General features: G+C 51.9%; 15 protein-coding genes. 8 read left to right on the forward strand and 7 right to left on the reverse strand.

All coding sequences use genetic code 11. The features are described 5' to 3' along the window. Nucleotides 1-10 precede the first annotated feature (10 nt). Both BZK41_RS09830 and rlmKL read right to left on the reverse strand, forming a co-directional pair. A complete protein-coding gene (locus BZK41_RS09830) occupies nucleotides 11-1,918 on the reverse strand; it encodes an ABC transporter ATP-binding protein (protein ID WP_079938035.1) in 1,908 nt (635 codons plus the stop codon). Nucleotides 1,919-1,930: 12 nt separating this feature from the next. Further along, complete coding sequence (rlmKL, locus tag BZK41_RS09835) at nucleotides 1,931-4,039, reverse strand: bifunctional 23S rRNA (guanine(2069)-N(7))-methyltransferase RlmK/23S rRNA (guanine(2445)-N(2))-methyltransferase RlmL (protein WP_079938036.1); 2,109 nt, start codon at nucleotides 4,037-4,039, stop codon at nucleotides 1,931-1,933. A 98-nt stretch (nucleotides 4,040-4,137) separates the two neighbouring features. On the opposite strand from rlmKL, the gene BZK41_RS09840 reads away from it, so the two are divergent. After that, nucleotides 4,138-5,244, forward strand: a complete 1,107-nt coding sequence (locus tag BZK41_RS09840; protein ID WP_079938037.1) for a YcbX family protein — start codon at nucleotides 4,138-4,140, stop codon at nucleotides 5,242-5,244. Here BZK41_RS09840 and zapC read toward each other — a convergent pair. Together zapC and pyrD are read right to left on the reverse strand one after the other, a co-directional pair. Continuing rightward, nucleotides 5,241-5,783: a cell division protein ZapC gene (gene zapC / locus BZK41_RS09845; protein WP_016152473.1), complete on the reverse strand. Its 543-nt coding sequence runs from the start codon at nucleotides 5,781-5,783 to the stop codon at nucleotides 5,241-5,243. The genes BZK41_RS09840 and zapC overlap by 4 nt on opposite strands. Nucleotides 5,784-5,948: 165 nt before the next feature. Beyond that, on the reverse strand, nucleotides 5,949-6,959 hold the full coding sequence (gene pyrD / locus BZK41_RS09850) for a quinone-dependent dihydroorotate dehydrogenase (protein WP_079938038.1): 1,011 nt from the start codon (nucleotides 6,957-6,959) through the stop codon (nucleotides 5,949-5,951). Between the two features lie 243 nt (nucleotides 6,960-7,202). Here pyrD and ssuE point away from each other — a divergent pair, with 243 nt between their 5' ends. The 5 genes from ssuE to ssuB are packed head-to-tail and all read left to right on the forward strand — an operon-like array spanning nucleotide 7,203 to nucleotide 11,453. Further along, nucleotides 7,203-7,778 carry an NADPH-dependent FMN reductase gene (gene ssuE, locus BZK41_RS09860; protein ID WP_079938039.1) on the forward strand — a complete coding sequence of 192 codons (576 nt, stop codon included), beginning with the start codon at nucleotides 7,203-7,205 and terminating at the stop codon, nucleotides 7,776-7,778. Further along, complete coding sequence (locus BZK41_RS09865; protein WP_079938040.1) at nucleotides 7,771-8,745, forward strand: sulfonate ABC transporter substrate-binding protein; 975 nt, start codon at nucleotides 7,771-7,773, stop codon at nucleotides 8,743-8,745. The genes ssuE and BZK41_RS09865 overlap by 8 nt, the downstream gene beginning before the upstream one ends. Then, complete coding sequence (gene ssuD / locus BZK41_RS09870) at nucleotides 8,742-9,887, forward strand: FMNH2-dependent alkanesulfonate monooxygenase (RefSeq protein WP_079938041.1); 1,146 nt, start codon at nucleotides 8,742-8,744, stop codon at nucleotides 9,885-9,887. The genes BZK41_RS09865 and ssuD overlap by 4 nt, the downstream gene beginning before the upstream one ends. 10 nt (nucleotides 9,888-9,897) lie before the next feature. Continuing rightward, nucleotides 9,898-10,689, forward strand: coding sequence for an aliphatic sulfonate ABC transporter permease SsuC (gene ssuC / locus BZK41_RS09875; protein WP_079938042.1), 792 nt, complete (start codon nucleotides 9,898-9,900; stop codon nucleotides 10,687-10,689). Next, nucleotides 10,686-11,453: an aliphatic sulfonates ABC transporter ATP-binding protein gene (gene ssuB, locus BZK41_RS09880; RefSeq protein ID WP_079938043.1), complete on the forward strand. Its 768-nt coding sequence runs from the start codon at nucleotides 10,686-10,688 to the stop codon at nucleotides 11,451-11,453. The genes ssuC and ssuB overlap by 4 nt, the downstream gene beginning before the upstream one ends. A gap of 104 nt (nucleotides 11,454-11,557) precedes the next feature. Here the strand turns inward: ssuB and pepN are convergent, their stop codons facing one another. Next, nucleotides 11,558-14,170: an aminopeptidase N gene (gene pepN / locus BZK41_RS09885; RefSeq protein ID WP_079938044.1), complete on the reverse strand. Its 2,613-nt coding sequence runs from the start codon at nucleotides 14,168-14,170 to the stop codon at nucleotides 11,558-11,560. Between the two features lie 426 nt (nucleotides 14,171-14,596). Between pepN and BZK41_RS09890 the strand changes: the two genes are divergently transcribed. Further along, nucleotides 14,597-14,845 carry a DinI family protein gene (locus BZK41_RS09890; RefSeq protein WP_079938045.1) on the forward strand — a complete coding sequence of 83 codons (249 nt, stop codon included), beginning with the start codon at nucleotides 14,597-14,599 and terminating at the stop codon, nucleotides 14,843-14,845. Nucleotides 14,846-15,026: 181 nt separating this feature from the next. Here the strand turns inward: BZK41_RS09890 and BZK41_RS27245 are convergent, their stop codons facing one another. Further along, the gene (locus tag BZK41_RS27245; RefSeq protein WP_172313143.1) at nucleotides 15,027-15,299 is read right to left on the reverse strand and encodes a hypothetical protein; all 273 of its coding nucleotides are present in this window, start codon (nucleotides 15,297-15,299) and stop codon (nucleotides 15,027-15,029) included. A 79-nt stretch (nucleotides 15,300-15,378) separates the two neighbouring features. After that, nucleotides 15,379-15,615 carry a YnfU family zinc-binding protein gene (locus BZK41_RS27750; protein WP_352477246.1) on the reverse strand — a complete coding sequence of 79 codons (237 nt, stop codon included), beginning with the start codon at nucleotides 15,613-15,615 and terminating at the stop codon, nucleotides 15,379-15,381. A gap of 93 nt (nucleotides 15,616-15,708) precedes the next feature. Between BZK41_RS27750 and BZK41_RS09900 the strand changes: the two genes are divergently transcribed. Further along, the gene (locus BZK41_RS09900) at nucleotides 15,709-15,942 is read left to right on the forward strand and encodes a hypothetical protein (protein ID WP_079938079.1); all 234 of its coding nucleotides are present in this window, start codon (nucleotides 15,709-15,711) and stop codon (nucleotides 15,940-15,942) included. The last annotated feature ends 5 nt before the right edge of the window (nucleotides 15,943-15,947 follow it).

Below are 15,947 nucleotides of genomic sequence, written 5' to 3' on the forward strand. Positions count from 1 at the left end.
CTCCTTTAAATTATGCGCCGTTCTTCAAAGACTCAAGATACTCCCAGCGCTCAAAGGCTTGCTCAAGTTCTTGTTCCGCTTCGTTCAGATTAGCTAATACCTGTTGTGTTTGCTCATGTGGCTGGCTGAAAAAAGCGGCGTCAGCAACCTGAGCTTGTAGCCTTTCCAGTTTAGCTTCCAGTTCTTCAAGCTGAGCGGGGAGCAGCTCCAGTTCGCGTTGCAGTTTATAGCTTAGTTTGCTCGTGCCACGTTTGACAATTTCTGCTTTAGGAGCAACGGCTTCCTCTGTTTTTTTCGCGATCGGTTGTTTAAACGCCACATACTGAGATTGCTGGCTGCGCGCGTCATGATAACCGCCGACATAACGACCAATTTTACCGCCGCCTTCGAAGATCCAGCATTCAGTTACAGTATTATCCACAAACTGACGGTCGTGGCTTACCAGCAGTACAGTCCCCTGATAGCTATCAATTAGTTCTTCAAGCAGTTCCAGCGTTTCGACGTCAAGATCGTTTGTTGGTTCATCGAGAATCAAAAGATTGCTGGGTTTCAGAAAAAGACGCGCCAACAGCAGGCGATTTCGTTCCCCACCAGAGAGCGCACGCACTGGTGTCATCGCACGTTTCGGATGGAACAGGAAGTCCTGCAGGTAACCCAGCACATGGCGAGGTTTACCGTTAACCATCACCTCTTGCTTACCTTCAGCCAGGTTGTCCATCACGGTTTTATCTGGATCCAGTTCGGCGCGGTGCTGATCGAAATAGGCCACTTCCAGCTTGGTGCCGACGTGAATGCGTCCACTGTCAGCCTGAAGCTGGCCTAACATTAGCTTCAGCAGCGTTGTTTTGCCGCAGCCGTTCGGTCCGATTAGCGCAATTTTGTCGCTACGCTGTACCTGTGCGGAGAAATCTTTTACCAGTTGCTTTCCATCAACCTGGTAATCCACATTCTCCATTTCGAAAACAATCTTGCCTGAACGGCTCGCCTCTTCGACCTGCATCTTCGCCGTGCCCATCACTTCGCGACGTTCGCCACGCTCGCGACGCATGGCTTTCAGCGCGCGCACGCGGCCTTCGTTACGGGTACGACGCGCTTTGATACCCTGACGGATCCAGACCTCTTCCTGCGCCAGCTTGCGATCAAACTCTGCGTTTTGTAGCTCTTCTACGCGCAGCGCTTCTTCTTTCTCCAGCAGATACTGATCGTAGTTACCCGGATAAGTCACCAGCTTGCCACGATCGAGGTCGACAATACGCGTCGCCATATTGCGTATAAATGAACGGTCATGGGAAATGAAGATGATTGTCCCATTGAAGGATTTCAGAAACCCTTCCAGCCAGTCGATTGTTTCAATATCCAGGTGGTTCGTTGGTTCATCCAGCAGCAGTACACGCGGATTGCTCACTAACGCGCGACCCAGCGCCGCTTTACGCAGCCAACCGCCAGAAAGCGAAGAAAGTGCGGCGTTTGGATCCAGCCCCAACTGCTCCAGCACTTCATTAATACGGCTTTCGAGCTGCCACAGATTGTGGTGATCGAGCATTTCCTGAACCCGCGCCATCTCATTCAGATTTCTGTCGCTCGGATCAGTCATCACCAGACGCGAAATATCGTGATAACGCTTCAGATATTCGGCCTGTTCTTCGATACCCTCGGCAACGAAATCATACACGCTGCCCTCAACATTACGCGGAGGATCCTGTTGCAGACGCGCCACAACCAGATCCTGCTCATAAATAATACGTCCGTCGTCAAGACCCTGCTCACGGTTCAGGATCTTCATCAGCGTCGACTTACCTGCGCCGTTACGGCCAACCAGACAGACGCGTTCGTTATCTTCGATATGCAGTTCTGCATTATCAAGAAGTGGCGCATCGCTGAACGACAGCCATGCACCATGCATACTGATTAATGACATTTATTTATCCTTTCAGGCTGCGGTAATCAGCCAGCAATTGTGGATCTGACGGTTACGGGCAAAGTCCTGGGAAAGCGTTTTTTGGGTAATTTCTTGTGCTTTCAATCCCAGTTCAGCCAAACCGTCGAGATCCATACGGAACCCACGTTTGTTGTTGGAGAACATGATCGTGCCGTCTTTACGCAGCAGACGTTTCAGATCTTTCATCAGCGCCAGATGATCGCGCTGCACATCAAACGAGTCTTCCATACGTTTTGAGTTAGAGAACGTCGGCGGATCGATGAAAATCAGATCAAACTGTTCATTGGCATCGCGCAGCCAGCCCAGGCAATCTGCCTGAATTAAACGGTGAGCGCGACCGCTCAGGCCGTTCAGACGCAGGTTGCGTTCCGCCCATTCCAGATAGGTACGCGACATATCGACCGTCGTGGTGCTACGCGCACCGCCCAATCCTGCATGTACGCTGGCGCTGCCGGTGTAGGAGAACAGGTTGAGGAAGTCCTTACCTTTACTCATCTGTCCCAGCATGCGGCGCGCAATACGGTGATCGAGGAATAAGCCCGTATCAAGATAGTCGGTCAGGTTCACCCACAGGCGCGCGTTGTACTCGCTTACCTCAATGAATTCACCCTTCTCATTCATCTTCTGATACTGATTCTTGCCTTTCTGACGCTCACGGGTTTTCAGCACCAATTTGTTTGGTGCGATTTCCAATACTGACAGCGTGGCGGAAATGATGTCGAACAGACGTTGACGTGCTTTTTGCGCATCGACCGTCTTCGGCGGGGCATATTCCTGAACCACGACCCAGTCACCGTAACGATCTACTGCAACGTTGTATTCCGGCAGGTCAGCGTCATACAGGCGATAGCATTCAATGCCTTCCTGACGCGCCCATTTTTCCAGCTTCTTAATATTCTTGCGCAGGCGGTTGGCATAATCTTCCGCTACCGTGGCTGGCTTGCTGTCCGCGGTGGTCTCTGCAACGTGATAATTCTTCTGCACGCAATCCAGCGGGCCGTTTTTCGCTTTGAACTGCTTGTCGGCACGTAATTGCAGGCTGCTGAGCAGATCCGGAGAGGCGCTGAACAGCGACAAATTCCAGCCGCCAAACTGGTTTTTCATCGTACGGCCCAGCAGGCTGTGCAGGGCAATCAGAGCAGGTTCGCTATCCAGACGCTCGCCGTAAGGCGGGTTACTGATAACCGTCCCATACGGTCCTTTCGGCAGCGGATTGCTCAGTTTGGCGACATCTTTAACGTCAAACGTCATCAGATCGGCGATACCGGCGCGGCGAGCGTTACTACGCGCTTTTTCAATCACGCGCGCATCGCTGTCAGAGCCGTAGAAATGCGAGGTATAGTCAGCCAGTCCCTTACGCGCACGCACCTGCGCCTCGGCTTTAACTTCTTGCCAGACGGCTTCGTCGTGCTGCGCCCAACCGCTGAAGCCCCAGTACCCACGGTGCAGGCCCGGCGCGCGATCGGTTGCCCACATCGCCGCTTCAATCAGCAGCGTGCCGGAGCCGCACATCGGATCGAGTAACGGGGTTCCCGGCTGCCAGCCAGAACGCATAACAATAGCGGCGGCCAGCGTCTCTTTAATCGGCGCCTGACCCGCGCGATCGCGATAGCCACGCTGATGTAAACCGTCACCGCTCAGATCGAGCGCGATGCTGGCGGTATCTTTGTTTAACCAGACGTTAATGCGCAGATCCGGGGATTCACGATCCACATTCGGACGCGGCAGATTTTTGCGGGTAAAGGCATCAACAATCGCATCCTTGACCTTCAGTGCGCCATACTGGCTGTTACGAATAGTCTCGTTCAGGCCGCTAAAGTGGACGGCAAAGGTAGCACCGGGATTAAATATCTCTGTCCAGTCGATAGCCTGAACGCCGAGGTACAGATCAAGATCGCTGTAGACCTTGCACTCTCCCATCGGCAGGATAATGCGCGAGGCCAGGCGGCTCCACATCAGGCTCTGGTAAACAAGCCGCGTGTCGCCCTTAAAATGGACCCCACCCTGAACGACCTGACACTCCAGCGCGCCGAGGTTTTCCAGTTCAGTTTTTAACAGCTCTTCCAGCCCGCGGGCCGTACTGGCAAACAGAGAATTCATAATGTCACTTTTACTCCGAGAAAATTGCTGCGCATTATAGCTAATATGGGCTGTATGTCATAAAGTTGAAGGCTTATTTTCATTCGAGGGGCTGTACAGTGGTCACGTTAACCCGACTTTTTATTCATCCGGTTAAATCAATGCGTGGAATTGGACTCACGCACGCCCTGGCAGACGTTAGCGGTCTCGCCTTTGATCGCATATTTATGATCACTGAACCTGACGGAACGTTTATAACCGCCCGCCAGTTCCCACAAATGGTTCGCTTTACCCCTTCCCCATTCCACGATGGACTGCATCTTACAGCGCCAGACGGCAGCAGCGCCCTCGTGCGATTTGCCGACTTCGCTTCCCAGGATGCGCCGACGGAAGTGTGGGGAAACCATTTTACCGCGCGCATTGCGCCAGTGGCTATTAACCAGTGGCTTAGCGGCTTTTTCTCCCGTGACGTGCAGTTACGCTGGGTCGGCCCGCAGCTAACGCGCCGGGTGAAGCGCCACGCCGATGTACCTTTGTCCTTCGCCGATGGATATCCCTACCTGCTGGCCAACGAAGCATCTCTGCGTGATGTGCAACAGCGCTGTCCTGCAAGTGTCAAAATGGAACAGTTTCGCCCCAATCTGGTGGTCTCGGGAGCTGGCGCCTGGGAAGAAGATACCTGGAAAGTGATTCGTATTGGCGACGTCATTTTTGATGTAGCAAAACCCTGTAGCCGGTGTATTTTCACGACCGTTAGCCCGGAAAAAGGCCAGAAACATCCAACCGGCGAACCACTCGCCACACTGCAAACCTTCCGTACTGCGGTAGATAACGGCGATGTCGATTTCGGTCAGAATCTTATCGCGCGTAACAGTGGCGTTATTCGCGTCGGCGATGAGGTAGAAATTTTGGCAACCGGCCCCGCCAGAGCGTACGGCGCGACTGAATCAGACGATACTGCACCCGAACAACAACCTGATGCCACGGTGCTTATTGACTGGCAGGGACAGACCTTTCGCGGAAATAATCAGCAGGTATTGCTTGAGCAGCTGGAAAACCAGGGTATCCGGGTTCCCTATTCATGCCGGGCAGGCATTTGCGGATGCTGTCGAATTCGACTGGTAGAAGGCGAGGTTAGCCCGCTGAAAAAATCAGCGATTGGCGATGACGGGACAATTCTGTGCTGCAGCTGTGTTCCTAAAACAACTATCAGGCTGGAGAGTTAAACCGCCTGCTCAAGGCTGAAACTGTCGGCAATAACCTGCGGTTTCAGTCTGTCATTCATTATTTTAATCGCGTCGCCAAGTTGCATCGTACGCCCGGCGATAACCACACCAGGTTGTGCAAGCAGACAAAGCGCGGCGTTTTCACCCGGCTCAACCACCAACAGATTTACCTGTTCATCGGTATCGCTTAAATCAACACAGGCTGCGTCACCCACGACCGGCGACCAGTTAATACCGTGTGCGACAAAGTGCCAGCTTTTTGGCATTTGTGGTTTGAGATAACGAATCGCCACCAGCGCATTAAGCACCAGTTCCGCTTTTTGCTCTTTGGCTAAATCCAGATAGCGACATTTTTCTTCAAAGGAAAAATAAAGCGCGGCGTCATCAACACAAAAACCCGACGGAGAAAAAGCATCAGGAGTGAGCATTTTACGAGCAAAACGCGAACGGAATAACATGCCATTGGCTAAATCGAGCATCATACGATCGTGCTCTTCATCATAATACCAGCGCCAGTTATCGTCGGGTTTAATTCGCATCAGTTTCTCTCCTTTCCTTAATCATCACCGTTACGACAGTATCCTTTTGCCGCTTCGTTTATTGCCCTAATAATAAAAGCTCAGAATGTTTAAATAAGCAACAGTAAAAGAATATAAAACAACCAGGGCCAGAAATAAAGCCCTGGATTGTGATTAAGATAGCATTCAGATATTGCTGACGATTTCTTTAATCAACGGCGGACCTTTAAAAATAAAGCCCGAATAAATCTGTACGAGGGTTGCTCCAGCAGCTATTTTCTCACGTGCAGCAATCACCGAGTCGATACCACCAACGCCAATAATCGGCAGCTGACCTTTTAATTCCTGAGACAACTGGCGAATAATTTCTGTACTTTTTAATTGCAACGGTCGACCGCTCAGGCCCCCCATTTGATCGCAATTTTTCATTCCCTGAACGAGAGAACGATCGAGGGTGGTGTTAGTCGCAATTACACCATCAATATTATGACGAACTAAACTATCGGCGACCTGGATCAGTTCTTCCACAGAAAGATCCGGTGCGATCTTTACCGCCACCGGAACATATTTATGGTGGATCGCTTGCAGATCATTTTGCTTATTTTTAATTGCCGTCAGGAGATCGTCCAGCGCATCGCCGTATTGCAGCGTACGTAATCCCGGCGTATTCGGTGAAGAGATATTAATCGCGATATAACCAGCATAAGCATAGACTTTTTCCATACAAATCAGATAGTCATCTTTGCCGTTCTCTACTGGGGTATCTTTATTCTTACCAATATTAATCCCCAGAATACCGTCGAAATGCGATTTTTTAACATTCTCAACCAGGTTATCAACCCCGTGGTTATTAAACCCCATACGGTTGATCAAACCTTCTGCATCGACCAGACGGAACAGACGCGGTTTATCGTTACCCGGCTGAGGACGCGGCGTCACGGTACCAATCTCAATGGAACCAAATCCCATAGCGCCGAGCGCATCAATGCACTCCCCGTCTTTATCCAGTCCGGCAGCAAGCCCGAGCGGATTTTTGAACGTCAACCCCATACAGGTGACCGGTTTTGCCGGTACTTTCTGGCGCACAAGCGCTTCAAGCGGCGTGCCGGTAATACGACGTAATTGCTGGAATGTCAATTCATGAGCGCGCTCTGGATCGAGCTGAAAAAGGGCTTTACGAACGAAGGGGTAGTACATGAACTCTCCTGGATTCCCGGTGTGCAAACCGGGGGCGTATTATGTGCGATCGCGAGCAAAAAGGGAATTGACCTGCGGCAATAAATAGCAATCGTTTTCCTCGCCTCTGCCTTTTTATTCAATTTCCAACTTTTCTATCCCGTATAAATCATTTCGATAAACAAAGCCTCTCTGCCAGACTGCACAAATTGTTATCAATGTTAATTAAAAGCAAACAATTGGTTATAAGGGGAGAATGAAATTATGCGTGTCATCACTCTGGCGGGGAGCCCTCGCTTTCCTTCTCGCTCCAGCGCGTTACTGGAATATGCCCGAGAAAAACTGAACGGACAGGATGTGGAAGTTTTTCACTGGAATCTGCACAACTTTGCCCCAGAAGACCTGATCTATGCCCGTTTCGACAGTCCGGCGCTGAACACATTTATCGAACAATTGCAGGATGCAGACGGGCTGATTGTCGCAACACCAGTCTATAAAGCCGCTTACTCTGGCGCCCTGAAAACCCTGCTCGATCTGCTCCCCGAGCGGGCGCTGGAAGGGAAAGTAGTTTTGCCGCTGGCGACCGGCGGCAGTGTGGCGCATTTACTTGCCGTCGATTACGCGCTGAAACCGGTACTGAGCGCATTAAAGGCCCAGGAGATCCTGCACGGTGTGTTTGCCGATGATTCACAGGTAATTGATTATCAACATAAACCTCAGTTTACGCCCAACCTTCAGCAGCGTCTGGACAGTGCGCTCGATACCTTCTGGCTGGCGTTGCATCGTCGTGATGTCCAACTTCCCCAACTGAACACCCTGCGAGGTACCGCCCATGCTTGATCTTCTCAAGCGTCACACGTCATGGCTGGCACTGACCGGGTTGTTGTCGCTGTCAACTCTGGGGCATGCCGCAGAGTCGGCCCCCGATGCTCTGCGCATTGGTTACCAGAAAGGAAGCGTCAGTATGGTACTGGCCAAAAGCCATCAGCTACTGGAGAAACGCTATCCGCAGACTAAAATCTCGTGGGTCGAATTCCCGGCTGGACCGCAAATGCTGGAAGCACTCAATATCGGCAGTATCGACCTCGGCAGCACCGGTGATATTCCACCAATTTTTGCCCAGGCCGCCGGAGCCGATCTGGTTTACGTGGGCGTCGAGCCGCCCAAACCGAAAGCCGAAGTGATTCTGGTGCCGAAAAATAGCCCGATCCAGAGCGTCGCGCAGCTTAAAGGACATAAAGTCGCCTTCCAGAAAGGTTCCAGCGCCCACAATTTACTGCTCCGGGCGCTGCAACAGGCCGGACTGAAATTTACCGATATTCAACCGACCTATCTGACTCCCGCCGATGCACGAGCGGCCTTTCAGCAAGGAAACGTTGATGCGTGGGCTATCTGGGACCCCTACTACTCCGCCGCGTTACTGCAAGGTGATGTGCGCGTGCTGAAAGACGGCTCAGACCTCAAACAGACCGGTTCGTTTTATCTCGCTGCACGTCCTTATGCCGAGAAAAATGGCACATTTGTTCTTGGCGTGCTGGATACCTTTAGCCAGGCCGATGCGTTAACGCTCAGCCAGCGCCAGCAAAGCATATCCCTGCTGGCTAAAACCATGGGCCTGCCCGAGCCGGTAATTGCGTCTTATCTGGATCACCGCCCACCAACCACCATTGTGCCAGTCAACGCCTCTGTTGCTGCCCTACAACAACAAACCGCCGATCTGTTTTATGACAACCGTTTGGTACCGAAAAAAATCGATATTCGTCAGCGTATCTGGCAACCCACTCAGCAGGCAGGAGAAAAATTATGAGTCTGAACATGTTCTGGTTTTTACCCACCCATGGTGACGGTCATTATCTTGGAACGGAAGAAGGTTCGCGCCCGGTCGATCACGGTTATCTGCAACAAATCGCGCAAACAGCCGATCGTCTTGGATTTACCGGCGTCCTGATCCCAACCGGACGCTCTTGCGAAGATGCCTGGCTGGTCGCCGCCTCGATGATCCCGGTCACCCAGCGATTAAAGTTTCTGGTCGCGCTGCGTCCAAGCGTCACCTCACCAACTATTGCCGCACGTCAGGCTGCGACGCTCGACAGACTCTCAAATGGCCGGGCGTTATTTAACCTGGTGACCGGCAGCGATCCACAGGAGCTGGCTGGTGACGGCGTGTTCCTCGATCACACCGAGCGCTATGAAGCCTCTGCGGAATTTACTCAGGTCTGGCGACGCCTTCTGCAAGGTGAAACGGTGGATTTCAACGGCAAACATATTCACGTCCGCGGCGCGAAGCTGTTTTTCCCTCCCGTACAACAACCCCGGCCACCGCTTTATTTCGGCGGCTCGTCTGATGTCGCACAAGACCTTGCTGCCGAGCAGGTTGATCTCTATCTGACCTGGGGCGAGCCGCCGGAACAGGTGAAAGCGAAGATTGAACAGGTGCGGGCCAAAGCAGCGGCGCTCGGACGCAAGATCCGCTTTGGTATTCGTCTGCATGTGATCGTACGGGAGACAACGCACGAGGCGTGGCAGGCAGCTGATCGTCTGATAGCCCACCTTGATGACGACACCATTGCCAAAGCCCAGGCCGCCTTCTCAAGAACGGATTCGGTTGGTCAGCAGCGAATGGCTGCACTGCACAACGGTAAACGCGACAAACTGGAAATTAGCCCGAACCTGTGGGCAGGTGTTGGACTGGTACGCGGTGGTGCAGGTACCGCGCTGGTCGGAGATGGTCCGACTGTCGCTGCGCGTATCAACGAGTATGCCGCGCTGGGAATCGACAGCTTTGTGTTGTCCGGATACCCACATCTGGAAGAGGCATACAAAGTCGGCGAGCTGCTGTTCCCGCATCTGGATGTTGCTATACCAGAAATTCCGCAACCGCAACGCCTGCAACAACAAGGTGAAGCGGTAGCAAATGACTTTATCCCGCGCAAAGTCGCGCAAAGCTAAGGAGCTGCTAATGGCAACGCCGAGAAACAGGTGGTTATTACGCCTCGCGCCCTGGTTTTTACCGGTAGGTCTGGTGGCGCTCTGGCAGCTCGCATCTTCAATGGGCTGGCTGTCCACTCGCATCCTGCCCTCTCCGGAGGGTGTTATCGAAGCTTTCTGGGCCCTTTCCGCCAGCGGCGAGCTTTGGCAGCATCTGGCCATCAGTTCCTGGCGCGCGTTATTCGGATTCTCCATCGGTGGATCGATTGGCCTGACACTGGGACTGATCAGCGGTCTTTCGCGTTGGGGAGAGCGCCTGCTGGATACCTCGGTGCAAATGCTGCGTAACGTACCGCATCTGGCGCTGATCCCGCTGGTGATTCTGTGGTTCGGCATTGATGAATCCGCCAAGATCTTTCTCGTTGCGTTGGGCACGCTGTTCCCGATTTACATCAACACCTGGCATGGGATCCGGAATATCGATCGTGGGCTGGTAGAAATGGCGCGCAGCTATGGATTATCCGGCTTTTCACTGTTTGTTCATGTGATCCTCCCCGGCGCCCTACCCTCGATTATGGTCGGCGTGCGTTTTGCTCTCGGGCTGATGTGGCTGACGCTGATTGTGGCGGAAACCATTTCTGCCAATGCCGGTATTGGTTACCTGGCGATGAACGCCCGCGAATTTCTGCAAACCGATGTGGTCGTGGTGGCCATTATTCTCTACGCCCTGCTTGGCAAACTTGCCGACGTCAGCGCCCAATTGCTGGAGCGAGTCTGGCTACGCTGGCACCCGGCTTACCATGTAAAGGAGGCTACCGTATGAATACCGCTCGCCTGAACCAGGGTACACCGCTGTTGCTGAGCGCCGTGACAAAACAATACGCCGCCAATACAGTGCTCAGTCAATTAGATTTGCATATTCCGGCCGGACAGTTTGTTGCCGTGGTTGGCCGCAGCGGTGGTGGTAAAAGTACGTTACTGCGTCTGCTGGCAGGGCTGGAATCGCCCACCTCAGGCGCATTACTTGCCGGAACCACCCCACTGGCGGAAATTCAGGATGATACGCGTATGATGTTTCAGGATGCGCGTCTGCTGCCATGGAAGACGGTTATCGATAACGTCGGTCTGGGCCTGAAAGGTCTCTGGCACAATGCGGCCCGGGATGCGTTGGCCGCCGTTGGACTGGAGAATCGTGCTCAGGAGTGGCCCGCAGCGCTTTCTGGCGGACAAAAACAGCGCGTGGCCCTGGCGCGGGCATTAATTCACCGCCCCGGTTTGCTGCTGCTGGATGAACCCCTCGGCGCACTGGATGCCTTAACCCGCCTTGAAATGCAGGAGCTGATCGTCTCTTTATGGCAAGAGCACGGCTTTACCGTACTGCTGGTCACCCATGACGTCAGTGAAGCGGTGGCAATGGCCGATCGCGTGTTGCTGATTGAGGACGGAAAAATCGGGCTGGATTTAACGGTGGATATTGCGCGACCCCGCCGGATTGGTTCCGTGCGTCTGACAGAACTGGAAGCCGAGGTATTGAATCGGGTAATGCAGCGTGGTGAGGCAGAACAGCCAATCCGACTGCATGGATAAACATTCAGGACGTTGTAGGCCCGGTAAGCATGAGCACCACCGGGCATTTTGCCGGATGACGGCGTTACCGCCTTATCCGGCCTACAAAACTACAGGTCAACGTCTCAGGCTAGCGCTTTAGTGATCTTCTCGAACAGATCGCCGGAGAGATTCTCCAGACCTTTCAGCTGTTCCAGCGCCGCACGCATTTTCGCCTGACGTTTTGCATCATAACGTTTTAAGCGAATCAGCGGCTCAATCAGACGTGACGCCACCTGCGGATTACGACTATTAAGCTCAGTCAACATGTCGACCAGGAACTGATAGCCGCTACCATCTTCCGCATGGAATGCCGCCGGGTTGCTACCTGCAAAGGCACCAATCAGCGAACGGATTCGGTTCGGGTTACTCATACTGAAAGAGCGATGCTTCAGCAGACCGCGTACTGTTTCCAGTACATTATCCGCCGGGCTGGTGGATTGCAGGATAAACCATTTGTCCATCACCAGACCGTCATGGTGCCACTTATCGTCATACTCCTGCATTAGCGCGTCGCGACATGGCAGTTGTGCCGCCACTGCCGCGGATAGCGCCGCCAACGCATCGGTCATATTGTTCGCTTCACGGTACTGCTTGCTTACCAGTGTGTCAGCCAGATGGGTTTCGCCAAAGGCCAGGAAACGCAGGCAGGCATTGCGCAGCGTACGCTTGCCAATATCGGCATGCTCAACGCGGTACTCATCAAGATGATTAGCGTTATAGATGGCAAGGAATTCATCCGCCAGCTCGGCCGCCAGCGTGCGGGTTAACGCTTCGCGTACTTCGGTTATCGCCACCGGATCGATGATGTCAAACAGTTCAGCTATTTCATTTACTGAAGGCAGCGTCAGGATCTCTGCCGCCAGCGCCGGATCGATTCTTTCATCCAGTAAAATTGCGCGGAATGCATCAGCCACGTGTACCGGCAGCGAGAGCGGTTGTCCCTGCTGATGACGAGCAACATTAAGCTTAATATAAGTCGCCAGCAGGCTTTGTGCGGCATCCCAACGAGAGAAATCGTTTCGCGCATGACGCATCAGGAAAGTCAGTTGCTGATCGCTCCATTTATATTCCAGTTTTACCGGCGCGGAGAATTCGCACAGCAGCGCCGGAACCGGCTGGAAGTAGACGTTATCAAAGACAAACGTCTGCTCTGCCTGGGTGACGTTGAGCACGGAATTCACCGGGTGACCACCTTTTTGTAGCGGGATCACTTTCCCTTCGTTGTCATACAACTCGAGGGCGAATGGAATATGTAGCGGCTGTTTTTCGGCCTGATCCGGCGTGGCCGGCGTGCGCTGGCCGATCGTCAACGTGTACTGCTCAGTTGACGGGTTGTAGTCATCACGCACGGTCAGAATCGGCGTACCGGACTGGCTGTACCAGCGGCGGAAATGGGAGAGATCAACGTTAGACGCATCTTCCATTGCCTGCACGAAATCATCACAAGTTGCAGCGCTACCGTCGTGACGCTCAAAGTAGAGCTGCATCCCTTTCTGGAAGTTAGTCTCACCGAGCAGGGTGTGGATCATACGAATCACTTCAGCGCCCTTTTCGTACACGGTCAGGGTATAGAAGTTGTTCATTTCAATGACCATATCCGGACGGATAGGATGCGCCATCGGGCTGGCGTCTTCAGCAAACTGCAGACCACGCATGGTGCGCACATTGCTGATGCGGTTTACCGCGCGTGAGCCGAGATCGGAACTGAACTCTTGATCGCGGAACACGGTTAAACCTTCTTTCAGGCTCAACTGGAACCAGTCACGGCAGGTCACACGGTTGCCGGTCCAGTTGTGGAAATATTCATGACCGATGACGCGCTCAATATCGAGGTAGTCTTTGTCGGTGGCGGTATCGGTACGTGCAAGCACATATTTGGAGTTAAAGATGTTCAGACCTTTATTCTCCATCGCGCCCATGTTGAAGAAATCCACGGCGACAATCATATAGATGTCGAGGTCATACTCGAGGCCAAAGCGCTCTTCATCCCATTTCATGGAGTTTTTCAGTGAGGTCATGGCCCACGGCGCGCGGTCCAGGTTTCCGCGATCGACATACAGCTCCAGTGCCACTTCACGCCCTGAGCGGGTAGTAAAAGTGTCGCGCAGGACGTCAAAATCACCGGCCACCAGCGCAAACAAATAGCACGGTTTCGGGAACGGATCCTGCCACTGTACCCAGTGACGACCATTTTCCAGTTCACCCTGAGCCACGCGGTTACCGTTGGAGAGCAGGAACGGATATTGCGTTTTATCAGCGATAATTTTGGTGGTAAAACGCGCCAGGACATCAGGCCTGTCGAGATACCAGGTAATATGGCGGAACCCTTCCGCTTCACACTGGGTGCACAGCGCTTCGCCAGACTTGTACAGTCCTTCCAGCGCGGTATTGGCCGCTGGGCTAATTTCGTTCACGATACGCAGCGTAAAACGTTCCGGTAACTGACTGATGACCAGAGCGCCCTCTTCTTCTTTATACTCTGTCCACGGCTCGTCGTTAACGTGGATCGACACCAGGGTCAGATCTTCGCCATTCAGGCGCAGGGGCGCATCGGACGCGCCATGACGGACAGCCTGGCTCACTGCGGTGACCACGGTTTTTTCAGCATCCAGGTCAAAGGTCAAGTCAATATCAGTAATCTGGTAATCCGGCGCACGATAGTCGTGACGGTATTTGGCTTGTGGCTGTTGTGTCATAAAAAAACCTTTAGCATCTTTAATAGAGTCTCGGCTTCAGTCTATTCCTGTTGCGTAAATCGCGCTACGCAGAATGTTCATCTTTTCAGGCACAAACACCCTTTTTGCTACATTTTCATAATATGTACTCATAGTTTTTAAAATCGATAAAAATCGTCCAGGAGCGCATAAAACAAGGGATGAGCGAGATCGATGAAAATCAGAGTTAATGAACTTTAACGAACTTCACAGACCACTTTTGCCCCATCCATGCCCCACACATAATTTTAGTCAACGCCAGCCCCCATCAGCCCTACAGGGCAAATCGATAACAAACACGCCAGCAGTATGTTCCCCAAAATTTAAAAACAAGTGGTTCATGCCTTGACAGACAAAACCGCCAAAGCAAAAATACTGTATATCCAAACAGTAACTAGTGAAGCACGTATGTTCGTAGAACTGGTTTATGACAAGCGTAATGTTGAAGGACTCGAAGGGGCCAGAGAGATCATTCTGGCCGAACTGACGAAGCGGGTGCACCAGATTTTCCCTGATGCCGAAGTGAGGGTGAAGCCGATGCAGGCGAACGGCTTGAATAGCGGCGCCAGCAAAAGCGATCGGGAAAAGCTGAACCGCATGCTGGAGGATATGTTTGAAGAGGCTGATATGTGGATGAATGATTTCTTAAATCTCTAACCAGATAGCCTAACAACAGAGGGAATAACCAGATTAATTCCATGTTTTCTATGAGTTAATATCTGTATTAATATAGCTGTGCATATTAGTTCTAAAGGCCACATTGATGTAACTCTGTAGCTCAACACATAATTAGTTTCTGCCGAAACGTGTAACGGCTGTTATTAAATTCATGGATTTATCATTGATATTCAGTAAATTGTCTCCTTGATTCATCATCCTCAAGGTACTCAAAAGAAAGAAGGCGAATTTTGGTAAGTTTATAAAACCACTCGCAATCTTTTCGTTGAATAATTTCGCCAGGTTTGAAACATATCCCGGATGTCACCCGGATAATCGCATATTTACCATTACTAAACCTGACCCGGTGAATACAGAAAGGTTGACCGGCCTGCCCGTGACAGCTGTTTGACAGGATATGTCCTTCAATAAAAACAGATTTTTTAGATTTCATTATCATACCCTCGACAACTGCAGTACAGGAGGAACGTTGTCATTTTCCGACATCACTGACGTTAAGTGGCAGAAGCTGATCAGCCGCCGATACACCAGCATTCTGAAGGTCTGAACAACAGTCCGCAGGCAGGGCACTCAAGAACTGCATCTTTTCTTAGTTTACCTGCTTTCTGATCAGCTTTGTGTGCGCATACCGGGCAGGCAACATGAACCGGTCTTTCTTTAAAATATCTGAGCCCTTTTGTATAAGACATAAATAATTCTCTGAGGGATACAGTAATTATTATACGCTTTAATATAAAAATAACTGGCATAAGTTATGTTAAGTTGTGTCTGAATCAGGATATCAAATATTGAAAATTGAACGTCTGATTTATGATACACTACCCTTCCGTGAGAGATTTATAATGAAATCAGAAGACACCCTTGACTGGTATCCGGCACAACTACCGCCAGTGAAAATTATTCTTGGCGAAGCCGTGCTGGCTGTGGGTAAACAGGGCCGACCGATTAATACCCGCACCTTGCTGGAATACCTTCAGTTCATGCAGGGCAAACAAAAAAGGCGGGATGACAAAATCGCCATGCAAACTGCGATTGATGTTCTCAGGGATAATCAGCGCATTAACGGCAGACGTTAATGCGC

This window comes from Citrobacter sp. A316 (genome assembly GCF_002042945.1).
Taxonomy (GTDB): domain Bacteria; phylum Pseudomonadota; class Gammaproteobacteria; order Enterobacterales; family Enterobacteriaceae; genus Citrobacter; species Citrobacter portucalensis.